Annotated in this window: 13 protein-coding genes and 1 tRNA gene; 5 read left to right on the top strand and 9 right to left on the bottom strand. The window is 61.4% G+C overall.

What is annotated here, in order from left to right; genetic code table 11:
- The first annotated feature begins 102 nt into the window (after positions 1–102).
- Positions 103–1,986 carry a murein L,D-transpeptidase gene (locus FJ934_RS01705; protein WP_140606925.1) on the top strand — a complete coding sequence of 628 codons (1,884 nt, stop codon included), beginning with the start codon at positions 103–105 and terminating at the stop codon, positions 1,984–1,986.
- A gap of 242 nt (positions 1,987–2,228) precedes the next feature.
- Here FJ934_RS01705 and FJ934_RS01695 read toward each other — a convergent pair whose 3' ends face one another.
- The 3 genes from FJ934_RS01695 to FJ934_RS01685 all read right to left on the bottom strand — a co-directional run bounded on the left by FJ934_RS01695 (position 2,229) and on the right by FJ934_RS01685 (position 3,532).
- Positions 2,229–2,486: a PepSY domain-containing protein gene (locus FJ934_RS01695; RefSeq protein ID WP_140606924.1), complete on the bottom strand. Its 258-nt coding sequence runs from the start codon at positions 2,484–2,486 to the stop codon at positions 2,229–2,231.
- 148 nt (positions 2,487–2,634) lie between these two features.
- Positions 2,635–2,709: transfer RNA gene (locus tag FJ934_RS01690), tRNA-Val, on the bottom strand.
- A gap of 139 nt (positions 2,710–2,848) precedes the next feature.
- Positions 2,849–3,532: a phosphoglycolate phosphatase gene (locus tag FJ934_RS01685; protein ID WP_140606923.1), complete on the bottom strand. Its 684-nt coding sequence runs from the start codon at positions 3,530–3,532 to the stop codon at positions 2,849–2,851.
- Between the two features lie 250 nt (positions 3,533–3,782).
- Here FJ934_RS01685 and rpiA point away from each other — a divergent pair, with 250 nt between their 5' ends.
- From rpiA to gor, 3 genes are all read left to right on the top strand, one after another.
- Positions 3,783–4,514, top strand: a complete 732-nt coding sequence (rpiA, locus tag FJ934_RS01680) for a ribose-5-phosphate isomerase RpiA (RefSeq protein WP_140606922.1) — start codon at positions 3,783–3,785, stop codon at positions 4,512–4,514.
- Positions 4,501–5,121, top strand: a complete 621-nt coding sequence (locus FJ934_RS01675; protein ID WP_140606921.1) for a DUF2059 domain-containing protein — start codon at positions 4,501–4,503, stop codon at positions 5,119–5,121. The genes rpiA and FJ934_RS01675 overlap by 14 nt, the downstream gene beginning before the upstream one ends.
- A gap of 120 nt (positions 5,122–5,241) precedes the next feature.
- Positions 5,242–6,630 (top strand): glutathione-disulfide reductase, encoded by a 1,389-nt coding sequence (gene gor / locus FJ934_RS01670; RefSeq protein WP_140606920.1) that lies wholly within the window; start codon positions 5,242–5,244, stop codon positions 6,628–6,630.
- A gap of 187 nt (positions 6,631–6,817) precedes the next feature.
- On the opposite strand, the gene mgtE is transcribed toward gor, so the two are convergent.
- The 4 genes from mgtE to FJ934_RS01650 all read right to left on the bottom strand — a co-directional run bounded on the left by mgtE (position 6,818) and on the right by FJ934_RS01650 (position 13,561).
- Positions 6,818–8,182, bottom strand: coding sequence for a magnesium transporter (mgtE, locus tag FJ934_RS01665; protein ID WP_140606919.1), 1,365 nt, complete (start codon positions 8,180–8,182; stop codon positions 6,818–6,820).
- A 272-nt stretch (positions 8,183–8,454) separates the two neighbouring features.
- Positions 8,455–10,347 carry an ABC transporter ATP-binding protein/permease gene (locus FJ934_RS01660; protein WP_181165477.1) on the bottom strand — a complete coding sequence of 631 codons (1,893 nt, stop codon included), beginning with the start codon at positions 10,345–10,347 and terminating at the stop codon, positions 8,455–8,457.
- A 696-nt stretch (positions 10,348–11,043) separates the two neighbouring features.
- Positions 11,044–11,724: a DsbA family protein gene (locus tag FJ934_RS01655; protein WP_140606917.1), complete on the bottom strand. Its 681-nt coding sequence runs from the start codon at positions 11,722–11,724 to the stop codon at positions 11,044–11,046.
- A gap of 16 nt (positions 11,725–11,740) precedes the next feature.
- On the bottom strand, positions 11,741–13,561 hold the full coding sequence (locus FJ934_RS01650) for an extracellular solute-binding protein (RefSeq protein ID WP_140607080.1): 1,821 nt from the start codon (positions 13,559–13,561) through the stop codon (positions 11,741–11,743).
- Between the two features lie 233 nt (positions 13,562–13,794).
- Here FJ934_RS01650 and FJ934_RS01645 point away from each other — a divergent pair, with 233 nt between their 5' ends.
- Positions 13,795–14,424 (top strand): invasion associated locus B family protein, encoded by a 630-nt coding sequence (locus FJ934_RS01645; protein ID WP_140606916.1) that lies wholly within the window; start codon positions 13,795–13,797, stop codon positions 14,422–14,424.
- Positions 14,425–14,511: 87 nt separating this feature from the next.
- Here FJ934_RS01645 and hspQ read toward each other — a convergent pair whose 3' ends face one another.
- Both hspQ and FJ934_RS01635 read right to left on the bottom strand, forming a co-directional pair.
- Complete coding sequence (gene hspQ, locus FJ934_RS01640) at positions 14,512–14,835, bottom strand: heat shock protein HspQ (RefSeq protein ID WP_140607079.1); 324 nt, start codon at positions 14,833–14,835, stop codon at positions 14,512–14,514.
- A 172-nt stretch (positions 14,836–15,007) separates the two neighbouring features.
- Complete coding sequence (locus FJ934_RS01635) at positions 15,008–16,219, bottom strand: UbiH/UbiF family hydroxylase (RefSeq protein ID WP_140607078.1); 1,212 nt, start codon at positions 16,217–16,219, stop codon at positions 15,008–15,010.
- Between the last annotated feature and the right edge of the window lie 33 nt (positions 16,220–16,252).

Genomic DNA, 16,252 nt, shown 5'->3' with positions numbered 1-16,252 from the left:
ATCGGTATGAATCGGTATAGTCGCGCCTTACATCCGCCATGCGGTGAGCGAGACGGTTTAGCGTGCGGAACGGGAACCGGTTGCGGCCGGAGCGGGTGATTCATGAAAGTCCTTGGTAACAAAGCAACCGTGTTGTCGCTGATGGCGATGACGGCGACGCTTGCTTTCGGCGCGCCTCAGGCAGGCGCGCAAGGGCTCTTCGAGATGCTGTTCGGCGGCGGCATAAAGCACCAGCCGCAGGGCGAGTTTCCGCCGCCGCCGAAGCACAAGCCGAAAGCGCCGGGGGGCGGCGGCGATGGCGGGGTAAAAATCAGCAGCCCGTCCTACTACACATACAAGGCCGACAAGCTGGTGCGCGTCGACTTCTCGAAACTGTCCTCAGCGCCGCAGCCCGCGATGCCGCAGGATGCCGCGTTCGTTTCATCCACCACGGAGGCCGCTTTTCACGATGCCGTTGCCGGTCTCGGCGACTACGAACTCTATGCCGAACCCGACGTCGCCAAGGCGCTGATCGCGTACTATTCGGCCAACCCGGACTTCATCTGGGTGAGTGGAACCGGCCCCAACAACCGCGCCCAGGATGCGGTGCGGGTGCTCGGCGAGGCTGCAAGCTACGGCCTCACGCCCGCCGACTATACTGTTGACGTGCCTGCCGCGAGTTCGTCCTCGGCGGATGACGCGGCCAAGTTGAAGGAACTCGTCCGCTTCGAGATGGCGCTGTCGGCGCGCGTATTGCGCTACGCGCATGACGCCCAGAGCGGCCGTGTCGAACCCAACCGGATGACCGGCTACTATGATTTCCCGGCCAAGCCGCTCGACATGGTCGGCGTGCTGAAGACGCTGGCGCATACGCAGGAAGTTCGCACGTACCTGGAATCGCGGCATCCGCAGAATGCCGAATATCAGGCGCTGCGTGTCGAACTGGAGTCCCTGCAGGCAAGTGAGGAAAACGAGATCGTCGTCGATCCAAAGCTGCTGCTGAAGCCGGGCGAAACCAGCCCCGAGCTGCCGAAGCTCCTGTCGCTGATCGCGCGCAATCTCGATGACGAGATGGGCGGCACCTATGGAGAGCTGCTGTCGCGACTGGCGACCAGCGAGGTCTACGTTCCCGAACTGGTGCCGCTGATCAAGGCGGTGCAGCAGAAGAAGGGCATGAAGGGCGACGGCGTTATCGGTCCGCGTACCGTCGCCTTGCTGGCGGGCACGTCGAAGGCCGACAGATTGCTCAAGGTGCAGGTGGCGCTGGAAGAACTGCGCTGGCTGCCGTCCGATCTCGGCAGCCCGCGCGTCTTCATCAACCAGCCAGCGTTCACCGCCAGCTACATCGACAATGGCGAAGAGAAGCTGAAGACACGTGCCGTCGTCGGCCGGGTCACCAACCAGACGGCATTCTTCTACGACCAGATCAAGCAGGTCGACTTCCATCCCTATTGGGGTGTGCCGCAGTCGATTATCGTCAACGAAATGCTGCCCAGGTTGCGCAGCGATCCCGGCTACCTCGACCGCGCCGGCTATGAGGTGACCGATGCGCGCGGCAAGCACATTCCGTCCTCGGCGGTCGACTGGGGCGCTTACGGCGCGAACATTCCCTACAATGTGCGCCAGCAGCCAAGCGAGGCCAATGCGCTGGGGGAACTGAAGATCCTGTTCCCCAACAAGCATGCGATCTACATGCACGACACGCCGCAGAAATCGTTCTTCAAGCAGGATATGCGCGCGCTCAGCCATGGCTGCGTGCGCCTGCAGGATCCGCGCGGCATGGCGGCGGCGGTGCTCGGCACCTCGGTCGACTATGTCGCCGAGAAGCTGAAGCATGGGCACTCGACCGAGGATGTGATGCGCAAGATTCCGGTCTATGTCGCCTACTTCACCGCCTGGCCCGACATGTCCGGCAAGGTCGAGTATTTCAACGATGTCTACGACCGCGATTCCCGGCTGAAGCAGGCCCTGGACGCGACCGAGGCGGTGCGGTCGCCCTCGAGCTGACCAAAGCGTATTGCGCTTTGAGTTCTTGTTTTTGTGCATGTCGTTGTCCCAAAACCGTTGCGCACTTTTGGGCGACATGCGCTATCGCTCCGACAGCGGGCGCCGGAAGTCGGCGTCTCGGCCGGCGGAAAGGCCGGCATCATATTCCAAGGATGGACATTTCGTGGCGCGTCCGGGGATCCTCCACGGGCGCCCCGAGAACCGGGTATATCCATCCAATCCGAGGATATCTGCAGGCGGCCCTATTTGGGCTCGGCCGTCACCGGATCGTAGGTGATTTCGACCTTGGCCTTGTCCGAGGTGTAATAGGTGACGGTGTAGGCGCCACTGTCCCAGTCGACTTCCTTCACGTAGCGAAACCCATCGCGCTGCTCGACCTTGGCGATGATCTCCGACAGTTTCTTGGCATTGGCCGGCGGCAGCGGCTTTTCATCCGCGGCCAGAGCCGGAGCGGCAGCGAGAAGAACGGCGACGCTGGTCGCCAGAAGAAATCTGGACATGGTTTTCCCTCAAGTTTCGACGGAAGGAAACTCGCTGGGGTTGTGGTTGGTTCCAGACGGATGCGGTACGCGCCTGGCTATGGCCGCGCAGGCTGCAATTTGTCTCGCTTCGGCGCGAAAATAGAGCCGGATAACCATTTGGGAAAAATGGTGGGCGATGCAGGGATTGAACCTGCGACCCCACCCGTGTGAAGGGTGTGCTCTCCCGCTGAGCTAATCGCCCGCTCGTTGCCCGAAGGCCAAAGCGAGCCGCGATATAAGGGAGGGCAGCCGGTTAAGTCAAGGCGGTGTCTGGCGTTCTCACAGGGATCGGTTTTTTCGCCCTTTCGGGTCTGTCCTGGTGGGTGCCGACACCTATCCGCTCAGTGCCCTGCGGCGGCGATAAGCCTTTGCGCCAGATCGAGCGTCAGCGCGTCGAAATGCGAGATGACCGCCGAGGGTTCGAATTCGCGCACATGGCGGTCGGTATAGCCGAAATCGACAGCGACGACGGGAATGCCGGCGGCCTTGGCGGTGTCGATATCGGTTTGCGAATCGCCGACCATCAGGGCGCGGTGTGGATCGCCGCCCGCCAGCCGAATGGTTTCGGTCAGATGGCGCGGGTCGGGTTTGCGGAACGCGAACGTATCCTGTCCGGCGATTGCCGCGAAATGTCTGGTCAAGCCGAGCGCCTCGATCAATGCACGCGAATTGGCTTCGTATTTGTTGGTGCAGATGGCCAGCAGATAGCCTGCGTTCTCGAAGCGTGCGATCGCATCGATGACACCGGGGTAGGGACGGGATTTGCCGGGAATGTTGTCGGTGTAGTGATCAAGGAACAGTTTCAGGAGCCGGTCATGCTCCGCGACATCAAGCGATCGCCGCTGCGCGGCGTGTGCCCGCTCTATCATGACGCGGCCGCCATGGCCGACAAAGCGCCTGAAGCCGGCCTCATCGACGGCCGCGAGTTCACTGGCAGCCAGGCTGTGGTTGAGGCTGTCGAGCAGGTCCGGCGCCGTGTCAATCAGCGTTCCGTCGAGATCGAACACGATGATCGGGCGACTCATGATCCATCCTGCGCAGGGTTGTACATCGGCAGGCGATAGCGGCTGCGACGCGTCAAGGCAAGCAGACCGGTGGACAGCCGCCAAGGGCTTTGACCGCGCCTGCAAAAATGCTAGGAGCCCAAAACACCAAAGCGCGTGGCGTCCAATGGGCCATGCGGCGCGCTTTGGTTCTTTGTTTTATGCATGTCGCTTTCCCAAAACCGAGATCACTTTTGGACGGCATGCATCAGGTTCCGGGGCAGCAAAGCGCATGGATGCGAGGCAATTGAAGGTCGAGGCCGCGCGGGCGGCCCTTGCCCATGTCACGGACGGCATGCGGCTCGGCATTGGCACCGGCACTACAGCCGAGGAGTTCGTACGGCTGCTTGCCGACAAGGTCGCCACCGGAATGGCGATAACAGGTGTACCGACTTCGGAGCGCACCGCTTTGCTATGCCGCGAGCTTGGCGTGCCATTGTCGACGCTCGAGGAAACGCCCGAGCTCGATCTCACCGTCGACGGCGCCGACGAGGTCGACCCGGAACTGACCCTGATCAAGGGCGGTGGCGGCGCGCTGTTGCGTGAGAAAATCGTGGCCGCGGCCTCGCGGCGCATGATCGTGATTGCCGACCGATCGAAAATGGTCGAGACGCTCGGCCGGTTTCCCCTGCCTATCGAAGTCAACCAGTTCGGCCTGCGCGCCACCGAGATCGCGGTGGCCGCCACGGCTGGAAATCTGGGCCTTTCCGGTCCGGTTACATTGAGGATGACGGGAGGCCAGCCTTTTGTTACAGACGGCGGCCATTTTATCCTCGATGCATCTTTTGGCCGCATTCCGGATACAAGAGCGCTTTCGAATGCTCTCCACGCCATTCCGGGCGTGGTCGAGCATGGTCTTTTCATCGGGCTGGCGTCAGCGGCCATCATCGCCGGCGGCGACGGCATCCAAACCGTCCATGCCGCCCGAAAACCAGGGAGTTCTACCGACCATGATGTTGCATAACCGGGTTCGCGGCCTTTGCGCCGTTCTGGCGGCTTCGGCCGTCTTGGCCTTCTCCTCGCCGGCGTTTTCGCAGGATGTCACGGAATCGCACCTGAAGGCTGCCCGGGCAGCAGTCGCGGCGATCCATGCGACCGACTCCTTCGACAACATCCTGCCGCAAGCGGCGGCCGCCCTCGAATCGCAGCTCATCCAGAAGAATCCGGATATGCAGGAACTGATCGGCAAGACGGTCAACGAGAAGGCGATGGCACTCGCCTCGCGCCGCGCCGACCTCGAGAAGGAAGCGGCTCTTGCCTATGCGAAGGTGTTTTCCGAAAAGGAACTCAATGATATCGCGGCCTTCTACAGTTCCGAGTCCGGCAAGAAGCTGCTCGACAGCGGCCCAACCGTGACGCGTGATTTGGTCAAGGCTGCCGACATCTGGCAAAACGGCCTCGCCCGCGATCTCGCCCAGCAGGTCGGCGAGACCCTGGCAGCGGCTGCCAAGGCCAAGGCACCAGCCGCGCCCGCGCCTGCAGATGGAGCCGCACCTGCCGACAATGCAGCCCCGACAGATGGCGCGGCACCCGCCGACGGTTCGGCTCCTGCCGACGACACGCAGAATTGACCCTGCGTTTTCAAATGCGGCCTCCGCCGCCGTCTGTGAAGCCCGGCTTGCCCGGGCTTTTCTTTTGGCCGTTTGCGGCCTACCTGTCACTGACGTTTTCCGACGTTCAAGGAGCCGTCTATGGCCGGTTATGACTACGATCTCTTCGTTATCGGCGGCGGCTCGGGCGGGGTGCGGGCGGCGCGCGTCGCCGCGGCACTTGGCAAGCGCGTCGGCATCGCCGAGGAATACCGTTTCGGCGGCACCTGCGTCATTCGCGGCTGTGTGCCGAAAAAACTCTATGTCTATGCTTCGCAATTCCCGGAGCATTTTGCCGACGCGGCCGGCTATGGCTGGACAGTGCCGGAAGCCAGTTTCGACTGGCAGACGCTGGTCGCCAACAAGGATCGCGAGATCGGCCGGCTGGAAGCGATCTACAAGAAGAATGTGCAAGGCGCCGGCGGCGAGCCCTTCCATTCACGGGCTATGATCGTCGATCCGCACGTGGTGCATCTTCTGGGCGAGGACCGCACCGTCACCGCCGACCAGATTCTGATCGCCACGGGCGGCCGCCCGGCGGCGCATCCGGCGCTGCCCGGCCACGAGCACTGCATCTTCTCCAACGAGGCTTTCGACCTCACGGCGTTGCCAAAGGCGATCATGATCGAAGGCGGCGGTTATATCGCGGTCGAGTTCGCCAACATCTTCCACGGCCTCGGCGTCGACACCACGCTGGTCTATCGCGGCAAGGAGATTCTCAGCCGCTTCGACATGGACCTGCGGCGCATGCTGCACGAGACGATGGAAAAAAAGGGGATAAGGATACTGTGCCATTCGGTGACAGAGTGGGTGCGCAAGCGGCCGGACGGCCGGCTCGACGCTCTTCTCACCAGCGGCAAGGTGCTAACGGTCGACCAGGTCATGCTGGCCATCGGGCGCGTCCCCAACACCGAGAATATGGGCCTGGAAGGCATTGGCCTCGAGATGACCGCGGTCGGCGCGATCAAGGTTGATGACTATTCCCGCACCAATATCGACAACATCTGGGCGATCGGCGATGTCACCAACCGCGTGCAACTGACCCCGGTGGCGATCCACGAGGCGATGTGCTTCGTCGAGACGGCATTCAAGGACAACCCGACCGCGCCCGACCACGACACGATCGCCACGGCCGTCTTCTCGCAACCCGAAATCGGTACTGTGGGCCTGTCGGAAGACGAAGCCGTCAAGCGTTTCGCCGAGATCGAGATCTATCGCGCCAGCTTCCGGCCGATGCGCCATACGCTGTCGGGCCGTGACGAGAAGATGATGATCAAGCTGGTGGTCGATGGCGCCTCGCGCAAAGTGCTCGGCGCCCACATATTGGGGCCGGATGCGGGAGAGATGGCGCAACTGCTCGGCATTCCGCTGAAGGCAGGACTGACCAAGGATGATTTCGACCGGACCATGGCGGTACATCCGACCGCCGCGGAAGAACTCGTCACCATGTACAAGCCGACATACCGCGTGAAAGACGGCCAGCGCGTCTGATCTTTCTTCTGCCGCCAGCGCTTGCCTCAGAGGGGAGCAATCAGCACCGCTTGCTCGTGACTTCGGCGGCCGCATCGACCAGGCCTCGAGGAGGAGCGCACGTCGGCGCGCCTCCTTTTCGCTCGACGGGGCGAAGCTCTCTTCAGCCGCGCCGCCAGCCTTGCCGGCGGCGGAGACAGTTGTCGTGCTACAGCAGCGTGCCGCGCAAGATGACCAGCGCCACCGAGAAATAGATCACCAGCCCGGCGACATCGACCAGCGTGGCGACGAACGGGGCCGATGCGCTGGCGGGGTCGAAGCCGATCCTTTTCAGGGCGAACGGCAGCATCGACCCGGACAGGGAGCCAAAGGTGACGATACCGACCAGTGCCGCGCCGACCGTCGCGGCAATCAGCGGCCAATGCGGGCCGTAATCGTAGAAACCCATATACTGCCAGAGTGCGATGCGGCAGATGCCGACCACACCCAGCATCGAGCCGAGCACCAGTCCGGTCGGCAGTTCGCGCAAGGCGACGCGCCACCAGTCGCGCAGCCCGATCTCACGCAGCGCCAGTGCGCGGATGACCAGCGAGGTCGCCTGCGAGCCGGAATTGCCGCCGGAGCTCATGATCAGCGGAATGAACAGCGTCAGCACGATCGCCTTTTCCAGCTCTCCCTCATAGCTTTGCATGGCGTTGGCCGTCAGCATCTCGCTGATGAACAAGGCGCAGAGCCAGCCGCCGCGCTTCTGGATCATGGCGAGGAAGCTCATCTTCATGTAGGGCTCGTCAAGTGCTTCCATGCCGCCGAAGCGATGCACGTCCTCCGTCGTCTCTTCGATCATCGTGTCGATGATGTCATCGATCGTGACGATGCCGAGGATCTTGCCGTGATCGACGACGGGGACCGCGAGCAAATCGTATTTCGAGATCGTCTGCGCCAGATTTTCACGATCGGTCAGCGGGGTGACCGTCACCGGCACGCGGTCCGGCGCCACGGACATGATGGAGTCGTCCGGCTCACCGGTGATGAGCCGGCGCAAACCGGTCGACCGCACCAGGAGATGCGTTTCCGGATCGACGATGTAGATCGCGTAGACGGTCTCGCGCGTCCGCTCGACCTTGCGGATGTAATCGAGCGTGCGCCCAACGGTCCAATCCGAGGGAACGCTGACGAATTCGGTCGTCATGATCGATGCGGCGCTGCCTTCGGGATAGCCCAGAATGGAAAGAAGGGTCGCGCGCAGGGGCGGCGCCAGCGCACCGAGCAGCTCGGATCGAGCCGGTTCGTCGAGCTCGCGCAGGATGTCGGCAGCCCGGTCGACCGACATGGCGGTGAGCAGCTTGCTTGCCTTGGGGCGGGGCAAGGCCTCCACGAGTTCGGGCGCGCCTTCGAGCTCAGGCTGATCGAATATTTCGACCAGCCGCTCGAAAGGCACGGCGCAAAGCAGATCCGTCGCCGTTTCGCGCGGTTCATGGTTGAGCGCCTCGACGACGTCGGCGACGTGGTCGTTTGCAAGGATGCGGGCGATGGCGACGGCCTCGTCGTCCGCTACGGGAGAAAAATCGTTCATGGCTCACTCCTTGCCGTCCGGCAGGACATGAACCACTCAGGTCACGTCTGGGCGGACGGCGGTTGCGTTCGACTAATACTGTCGCCAGGCATGGCGCGGTGACCTTTCCGCTTGCGGGTTCGGATTTGACTATCAGCAAGCCGGCGCAACATAGGAGCGCGCCTTGCCGAGTCAATCGCGGTGAGGAAGGAAAACGGTGCCTGATGGCCCCCGATCGCGAGACTGTGATCGCCGACTGCCGTATTGTCCGGCAAGTCGCGGTGAACTCATCGTTATTTCTGCTTGAGCCGGCGCGAGAAGCGCAGCCATTTGTCCTCGACTGGCTGTGGCTGAACCAGAATTGTGGTGAGTTCGACCGGCAGCGCCGGGGTCAGAGGCTTCTTGGTGGCGACGCCGTCTGCGATCAAGACCATGCTGTGGTAGAACTCGGTGCCGGCGACAGATCTCGGCGCCACGGCTTCGTGCATGACGCTGATCACGGTCACGTCGGGGCAATTGTCCTTGATAGCCTGGTGGAAGGCAATCTTGCCATCCGGGTCGAGCGCACCGGTCGCTTCATCGAGGAACAGCAGTCCTGGCTGTTGCAGTATGATGCGGGCCACCACCAGTTTCTGCTTCTGGCCGCCCGATAGCACCTGATCCCAGCTTTTGCCCTCACGGCTTTCATAGGCCATATGCTCGATGAAGTCGCCAAGGCCAGCCTTGTGCAGCGCCGCGGCCACTTGCGCATCGCCATGATCGTGTTCGGAGCCAGGTAGGCAAACGAGCTGTTTCAGCGAGACCTGCTGCAGCTTGACCTCCTGGGCGGCATAGAAGCTCTTCACCCCTTCGGGGAAGACGATGGTGCCGCGACCATAGGGCCACAGACCATTGATCGCCTTGATCAGCGAGGTCTTGCCGCAACCGGATTCGCCTTTCAGGAACGTCCACTCGCCGCGACGGAAGCGCAGGTTGGCAGCACTGAGGAACGGGGTCGCGTCCTCACCCTGATGCGCCAGTTCGAGTTTCTGGATGGTCAGGCCGAAGACCGGATTCTGGGAGGCATAGTGGAAGTCGCAACGGCCGCTCTGGCTGTAGAACTCCTGCGGGTACTGAACATTTTCGATCGCATTGGCGAGTTCCGTCACACGTTGGCTGTTGGCGCGCAGCGTGGCTATGGCCGGCATGACATGGATGAACCACGAGCATTGGCCGATCAGCGAATTGACCAGTTCGGAGCCGGTTATGTAGCCCTTGAGATCAAGACCATTGTGGATGAATGGTACGAGGCCGGGCCCATAGGCAACGATGCGGGCGCCGATGAAATTGTAGATCAGCTCGAACGACATATAGACGGTGTTGACGACGTTCAGCCGCGACCAGGTCCCGTCGATATCGACATAAAGTCGGCGATGCATGGTCTTCTGCACGCCTTCGCCATGGGAAGCCGCGACGTGGAAACTGCGGCGCAGGAAGGTGGTCAGTTCGCCGCGGTAGCTGCCCTCGGCCTGCTGCATCCGGACATTGAGGCGCTCGAGCAGGCCGCCGAGCTTGACCGCGATCCATGTGTTCAGCGGCACATAGGTGGCGACCGCCAGGAAGGCCAGGACGGCGCTGCCATAACTGCCTAGGAATCCCAGCCCCTTCACCTCGACGGAAGTCTCGAGCAGCTTCTGGCCGACGAAATAGAGTGAGGTCGCGACACCGAGCACGCCCATGGCGAGGCCGATGGCGCCGCCTGTCATGTCCTTGATCGATTCCTGGATGCGCTGGTCAATGTTGTCGGGAGCGGGCGTGCTGCCGCCTGGCGAAGCATGCTGGGCATGGAAATGGGTGTGGTTGCCATCCAGCAGGGCCTCGTTGAAGCGGCTGTCGAGCCAACCGCGCCATTTGCGGTGCAGCGTCACCGAGACAAGATTGCGGATCCCGGTAAAGCCGGCATCCTTGAGAACAACCAGCAAGGCAAGAATGCCGGCATTGATCAAGAGCGTCCGCAGCGGCGTGGTGTTTGCGGCATCGTGGAAGAAGGCGATCGAGTTGACCAGTTCACCGGAGGCTTCGGCGAACCATACCCCCGCCTTGCTGGAGAGAGCCGTGAGCAGCGCTATCACCAGCGTCAGCGTCCAGGCTTCCTTCCACCGGTCCGAAATCCAGTAGGCTCGCATGAGCCCCCAGAAACTGCGCATCGAGGATACCGGCGTCAAATGCGACTGCCCCGTGGCGTCGCTGCGTAGTCCATCCGGTACTGACTCTTGCGATCGTCTTCCGATCCGAATCACGATCCCGCCCAAACCTTTTTTGTTTTGTTACGGATGGTAACACCAATTGATCATTTTCTATTAATTTTTGTAGAGGGGCAGCGGGATTGAAGTTCCGGGCGTGTCGGCAATGCAACAGCACCGCCCTTCCAAATGTCGCGCCGAAGCTGACAAAAAGGCTGTTTAATATAATGATATCAGCTAGTTGTGAAATTACGCGGCAGGGCGCGCCTACTTTCCCTTGGGGAAGGCATTCACACGAATTCGTGACTCATTTGCTTGCCCGACCAGCCGATTTTTCATTGCGGGCCCACCAGAATTTCCGAAACAGCCGTCCTTAATGGCTGGTTCCTTGCCGGCATCATCCTTGCCGGCAGCCGAGAAATGGCGCGCGACCGTGTTGGCGGAGCGCCATGCTTGTGGATCACCTCACCGCGCCTTGAACCACATGCCTGACCATGGCGCCGGAATCGAGGATGTTGAAGTTACCGCCATTGGGCCGGAAATCCGTCGCCGAACGGGTAGATGCCGACGACTCGCCAAGTCGCCGTGCGAGGCATTGCCTGCTGTCCGATCCCTATGGGCCGTCCTTTGCTTGAGGGTGAAAACCTGGCCCGGAGGGCGTCAGCCGACTGCGTCCAACTCGCCGCGCGCCTTGGCCGCCGCGACCTGGCGAATGGCATCAGCCAGGGTGTCGACGTCCTGTGCGCCCATAACGGCATATTTGCCTTCGAGCAGGAAACAGGGCACGCCCGTTATGCCCATGCGCGAGGCTGTGGCGATCTCGGTGCGCACAGCTTCGACATCTGCGTCGGTCGGCAAGAGTGTAGCCACCACGGACGCGTCCATGCCGGCTTCGCGGGCGGCTTCGATCAACACGGCATGGTCGCCGATGTTGACGCCTTCCTCGAAATTCAACTGGAAGAGGCGACGCACCAGCCTGTTCTGTACCGCTTCGCCGGCAGCGCCAGCCCAGCGGATCAGGCGGTGCGCATCCAGTGTGTTTGGCGCCACCTTGATGGCATCGAAAGCAAAGGAAATGCCTTCTGCTTCGCCGAGCGGTTCGATACGGCCATGAATCTCGCGAATGCGCTCGTCGCTGCCGAATTTGGCCAACATATACTCCCGGCGGTCCTTGCCTTGCGGCGGAATGGTCGGATCGAGCTGGAATGGCCGCCAGCGTATATGCACGTCCACATCGCCAGCCGCGGCGACCGCCCTGTCCAGCCGCTTCTGGCCGATGAAGCACCAGGGGCAGACGACGTCGGAGACCACATCGACGGTTATGGCGTTCGCTTGCCTCATCTCGATCTCCGGATTTTCAGTTCGGTTTGCGCCACCAGCTTGGCAGCTGATAACCGAATATGGGCGTCTTCCGCGGATGTTCCAGATAATTCCAGTAAGCAAGCCACTGCTGTGTGTTGTACTGCATTGGCACGATGTAGTTGCCGGAGATCAGCAGCCGGTCGAGAACCCGGACGGCCGCGACATAATCCTCCTTCGAGCGGGCGCGCAGCATGGCGTCGATCGCCATATCGACGGCAGGATCAGCAACACCGGCGAGATTGAAGGAGCCCTCACGTTTAGCCTCCGTAGATGCCCAGCGTCCGATTTGCTCGCTACCGGGCGAGAGCGAGTTGGACGAACCACTTGCCCCCACCAGCACCTCGAAATCGAAACGTTGCTTGCGCGATTGGATCTGATCGCCATCGAGGCTGCGAATGCTGACGTTGATGCCGATCTTCTCCAGCGTGCGCTGATAGATGGCGGCAAGGCGCTCGTCGTCTTGTGAGGCGGTCAGGATTTCGAAACCGAAGGGTTTTCCCTCTGGATCGAGCATCACTCCGTCCTGCACTTTGTAGCCGGCATCTTTCAACATTTCGAAGGCGACTTTCAGCACCTTGCGATCATTGCCCGTACCGTCGGTAACCGGGGGCCGCCAGGTACCGTCCATCACATCGGCCGGCACACGGCCGGGGTAGGGTGCCAGCAGTGCTTTCTCCCGATCGTCAGCCGGATGGCCAAGTGCGGAAAGTTCGGAGTTCTGCCAAAAACTCATGGTGCGGCTATACCTGCCTCCATAAAGGTTCTTGTTGGCCCATTCGAAATCGTAAAGCATCCCAAGCGCGCGCCGCACCACGGGGTTCGAGAATTTCTGCAACCGCGTGTTGAACAGGAAACCTGTCACGACAGGCGGAATTCCGATGTCGAAGGTTTCGGCGATCACCTCGCCCTTATGGAATGCCGGAAAATCGATGTCGCGCTCGCGTTTGACCGGATCACCTTCGTCATCGATGGCGCACAGGCCCTTTTTGAAAGCTTCAATTTTGGCATTGGCGTTGAGAAAATATTCGATGGTGATCTGATCGTAATTGTCGAAGCCGCGCTTGGATGGAAGGTCCTTGCCCCAATAGTCCGGGTTGCGCTTGAAGACGATGCGCTGGCCGGGCTGTACCTTGTCGACCGTGTAGGGTCCGCTGCCGATCAACGGCTTTAGCGTCGTCTTGTCGAAAGTCTCCTTGTCGAAGGCATGTTTCGGGATGATCGGCGTCAGCGCGATGATTAGCGGAAATTCCCGGTTAGCCTTGTCGTTGAAGGTGAAGCGCACACTGTGGTCGCCAGTCTTCTCGAGCCTAGCGATCATGCTCATGCGATCACTATAGGGTGGACGCCCCTTCTCGGCGAAGACATCGTAAGTGAACAACACATCCTCCGGCGTCACCGGCTCGCCGTCCGACCACTTGGCTTTCGGATTTAGATGGAATTCGATGCTCTTGCGCTCGGGGTCTATGTCCGCGCTGTCGGCAAGCAGGCCATAAAGGCTGAACGCCTCATCGTAATTGCGCTGCATCAATGGCTCGAAGACGAGGTTGCCGTAGTCCTGGTCAATCATGCCCCGGGCAGTTGTGCGCAGGCTCTTGAGGATAAAAGGATTGAGGTTGTCGAAGCTTCCGACCCTGCAATAGGTGATGCTGCCGCCCTTTGGCGCGTCCGGATTGACGTAGCTAAAATGCGTGTAGTCCGGCGGCAGAGCCGGCTCCCCCTGCATCGCAATAGCGTATTTCGGCTCCGACTGCGCCGGCACCAGTAATAGGGCGAGAAATGATGTCGCGGTGATCAGCCAAACGAGAACGCGGCTCATGACCGTCTCCTTAACAGATCGGCTCGATGATTCGGTGCGCACCCTAGCATGGGGCAACTGTGTGCCGGCCAATGGTGTCATCAAGAATTACAAGTGGGCGGGCTGGATTCAGCACCGCTTGCAGTGTAACACGCCGTCCGAAGTCATTCTGTTGCCTCATTTCGGCAACAGGTAGCTGGACCACACGGCACGAAGAAGCCGGTCCCAGGATCATTTGAGAGGAAGTGCACGACATGACGAGCCTGAACAGCAATGCGTACCGCCTTTCGGTCATGGCCGCAGGCGTGGCCGGCTTTCTGGGCGCAGGACTTCCCTCTGCTTCCGCACAGCAGCAGCCGCAAATCCCGCAGGGCTGGTTCAAGGCCTGCACCAAGCAGGAGGACGTCGACATCTGCAACGTCCAGAACATCGTCACCGCCGGCAATGGCCAGCTCGTCACTGGTGTGAGCTTGATCGAGCTGAAGGGAAAAGTGAACCGTAAGGTGTTTCAGGTGACGGTCCCGACCGGCCGTCTGGTGCCTCCCGGCATCGGCCTGCAGATCGACACCGGCAAGGCGCAGAAGCTCGACTATGTCATCTGCTTCCCGGATCGTTGCGTTGCGGAAGTACCGCTGACCGACCAGCTCGTCGGAGCCTTCAAGAAGGGCCAGGCGATTACGCTGACCTCCGTCAATTTCCAGAACCAGCCGAACCCGATCAAGATCGCGCTGCAGGGTTTCAGCGGCGCTTATGACGGCCCGCCGCTGCAGCAGTCTGATATCGAAGACCGGCAGAAGAAACTTCAGGACTTCGTGGCCAAGAACAACCAGGACTTCGCCAAGAAGCTCAAGGACGAGCAGGACAAGGCGAAGACCGCCAACTGATCACCGGCATCGGGTCATTCCCGGGTCAAAAAGCGGGGTCATGCCCCGCTTTTTTCGTTCCCGGCCTTCCCTGGATTTGCCGGCGGATCAGTGCCGCGACTGGCGTTTCGGCTCGTATCGCCCGTCGGGCTTCTTGTCGAACATCTCCTTGATCTGCGGGTGGCGGACCGGCTCCCCGGACTGATCCTCGAGCAGGTTCTGCTCGGATACATAGGCGACATATTCGGTTTCCGAATTCTCGGCGAGCAGGTGATAGAATGGCTGGTCCTTGCGCGGCCGCACATCGGCGGGGATCGCCTCGTACCATTCCTCGGTGTTGGCGAATTGCGGGTCGACGTCGAAAATGATGCCTCGAAACGGAAACAGGCGGTGGCGAACCACCTGTCCGATTGCGAATTTGGCCGTTTTCATCGTACTCACCGCTGAATTCCTTGACTTTATTTGGCGTAGACTCCGACTCAATTCAATCCCGGAGCGTTTGAGCGTCCTCAATCTACGCGGATCGCGGCGCAAAGGTTTTGATCGACGTGATCAATCTCGACGCGCTCCGGCGTCGTGGGTCGCAGGGATGTCCGCAAAATTGCTACCGGCGCATTGGCTTTCGCAGGCCGCCCGCAAGCGCCGCGAAGCCGCTGCCGGGACGAAGCCCTTCGCGCATGAAAAACGCGCGGAGCGGCGCAAACCCGCCAAGCACGCCGAGACCGGCGCCACGTGCCATCTGCGCGGGCAGCATGTCGGAAAGCAGCGACATGTTGAGCAGATTGACGGCGCTGCTGCGTGCCAGAATATCGGGGCGGCGTTTGAAATCGTAGGCGGCAAGGGCCCGGGCCGCACCTGGATCTCGGCGATTTTCGTTCGCAATTCCAACCAGATCGTCGATATCCCTGATGCCAAGGTTGAGACCTTGCGCACCGATCGGCGGGAATACGTGGGCGGCCTCGCCGACAAGCGCCACACGCTGTCGCGCGAAGCGCAGAGGGGTCACGGTTGAAAGCGGATAAATCTGCCGGCCCGGCTCCACCGTCACCCGACCCAGCATCGACTGCATCCGCTGCTCGACCCGCAAGGAGAGCGCTGCATCATCCAATGCGGCAAGGTCCTTGGCGGTCTCGGGCTTCACCACCCAGACGAGGCTTGAGCGGTTGCCGGGCAACGGAACCTGCGTGAACGGACCGGTCTCGGTATGGAACTCCGTCGAAGCGAAGGCATGGTCGCGGCTGTGGCCGAAATTGAGCACCAGCGCTGCTTGCGGGTAGGAGCGCGCGGCGGTCGAAATGCCTGCCGCTTCGCGAGCCGGCGACTGGCGTCCATCGGCCGCGACTGCCAGCGATGCGTCAACCTCGCTGCCATCCGCCAGTTCGGCATGGGCCTTGCCGGTACCAAGATGCCAGGTCTTGACCATGGACCTCAGCCATTCGATCCCGGAATGATTGGCCACCTTGCTAGCAAGCGCCGGAGCAAAGACGCTGTTGGGCAGGTTCAGGCCGAACTGCTCCTCGTTGATCTCGCTGGCGCGGAAGGTGACGACGGGGCTGCGGATCAGCCGGCTGGTCGCATCGACGATGCGCATCACTTTCAAGGGTGCGGCTTTGGACTTGATCGCTTCGAGGACATCAAGTCGCTCCAGTACCTTCAGGGCAGGGCTCATCAGCGCCGTGGTGCGGCCATCGGGGGCTGAAGCCTCTGGCCCGACAAGCGTCACCGGGAAGCCGGCACCGGCGAAAGCGAGCGCCGCGATCAGCCCCGCCGGCCCGGTGCCGGCAATCAGTATGCGCGCTGTTTCCTGATGCTCCAAGATCGGCTTTCCGGCTTGCTGTGCGAGGCGGCC

Source organism: Mesorhizobium sp. B2-4-12 (genome assembly GCF_006441575.1).
Lineage (GTDB): Bacteria > Pseudomonadota > Alphaproteobacteria > Rhizobiales > Rhizobiaceae > Mesorhizobium.
Note: the sequence above shows the minus strand (reverse complement) of the source record. Positions and strands in the feature narration are given on the sequence as shown.

Bases quoted from the DNA above. Each gene is read 5' to 3' on its own strand.
- FJ934_RS01705 (WP_140606925.1), top strand. From the start codon at position 103: ATGAAAGTCCTTGGTAACAAAGCAACCGTGTTGTCGCTGATGGCGATG.
- FJ934_RS01695 (WP_140606924.1), bottom strand. From the start codon at position 2,486: ATGTCCAGATTTCTTCTGGCGACCAGCGTCGCCGTTCTTCTCGCTGCC.
- FJ934_RS01685 (WP_140606923.1), bottom strand. From the start codon at position 3,532: ATGAGTCGCCCGATCATCGTGTTCGATCTCGACGGAACGCTGATTGAC.
- rpiA (WP_140606922.1), top strand. From the start codon at position 3,783: ATGGATGCGAGGCAATTGAAGGTCGAGGCCGCGCGGGCGGCCCTTGCC.
- FJ934_RS01675 (WP_140606921.1), top strand. From the start codon at position 4,501: ATGATGTTGCATAACCGGGTTCGCGGCCTTTGCGCCGTTCTGGCGGCT.
- gor (WP_140606920.1), top strand. From the start codon at position 5,242: ATGGCCGGTTATGACTACGATCTCTTCGTTATCGGCGGCGGCTCGGGC.
- mgtE (WP_140606919.1), bottom strand. From the start codon at position 8,182: ATGAACGATTTTTCTCCCGTAGCGGACGACGAGGCCGTCGCCATCGCC.
- FJ934_RS01660 (WP_181165477.1), bottom strand. From the start codon at position 10,347: ATGCGCAGTTTCTGGGGGCTCATGCGAGCCTACTGGATTTCGGACCGG.
- FJ934_RS01655 (WP_140606917.1), bottom strand. From the start codon at position 11,724: ATGAGGCAAGCGAACGCCATAACCGTCGATGTGGTCTCCGACGTCGTC.
- FJ934_RS01650 (WP_140607080.1), bottom strand. From the start codon at position 13,561: ATGAGCCGCGTTCTCGTTTGGCTGATCACCGCGACATCATTTCTCGCC.
- FJ934_RS01645 (WP_140606916.1), top strand. From the start codon at position 13,795: ATGACGAGCCTGAACAGCAATGCGTACCGCCTTTCGGTCATGGCCGCA.
- hspQ (WP_140607079.1), bottom strand. From the start codon at position 14,835: ATGAAAACGGCCAAATTCGCAATCGGACAGGTGGTTCGCCACCGCCTG.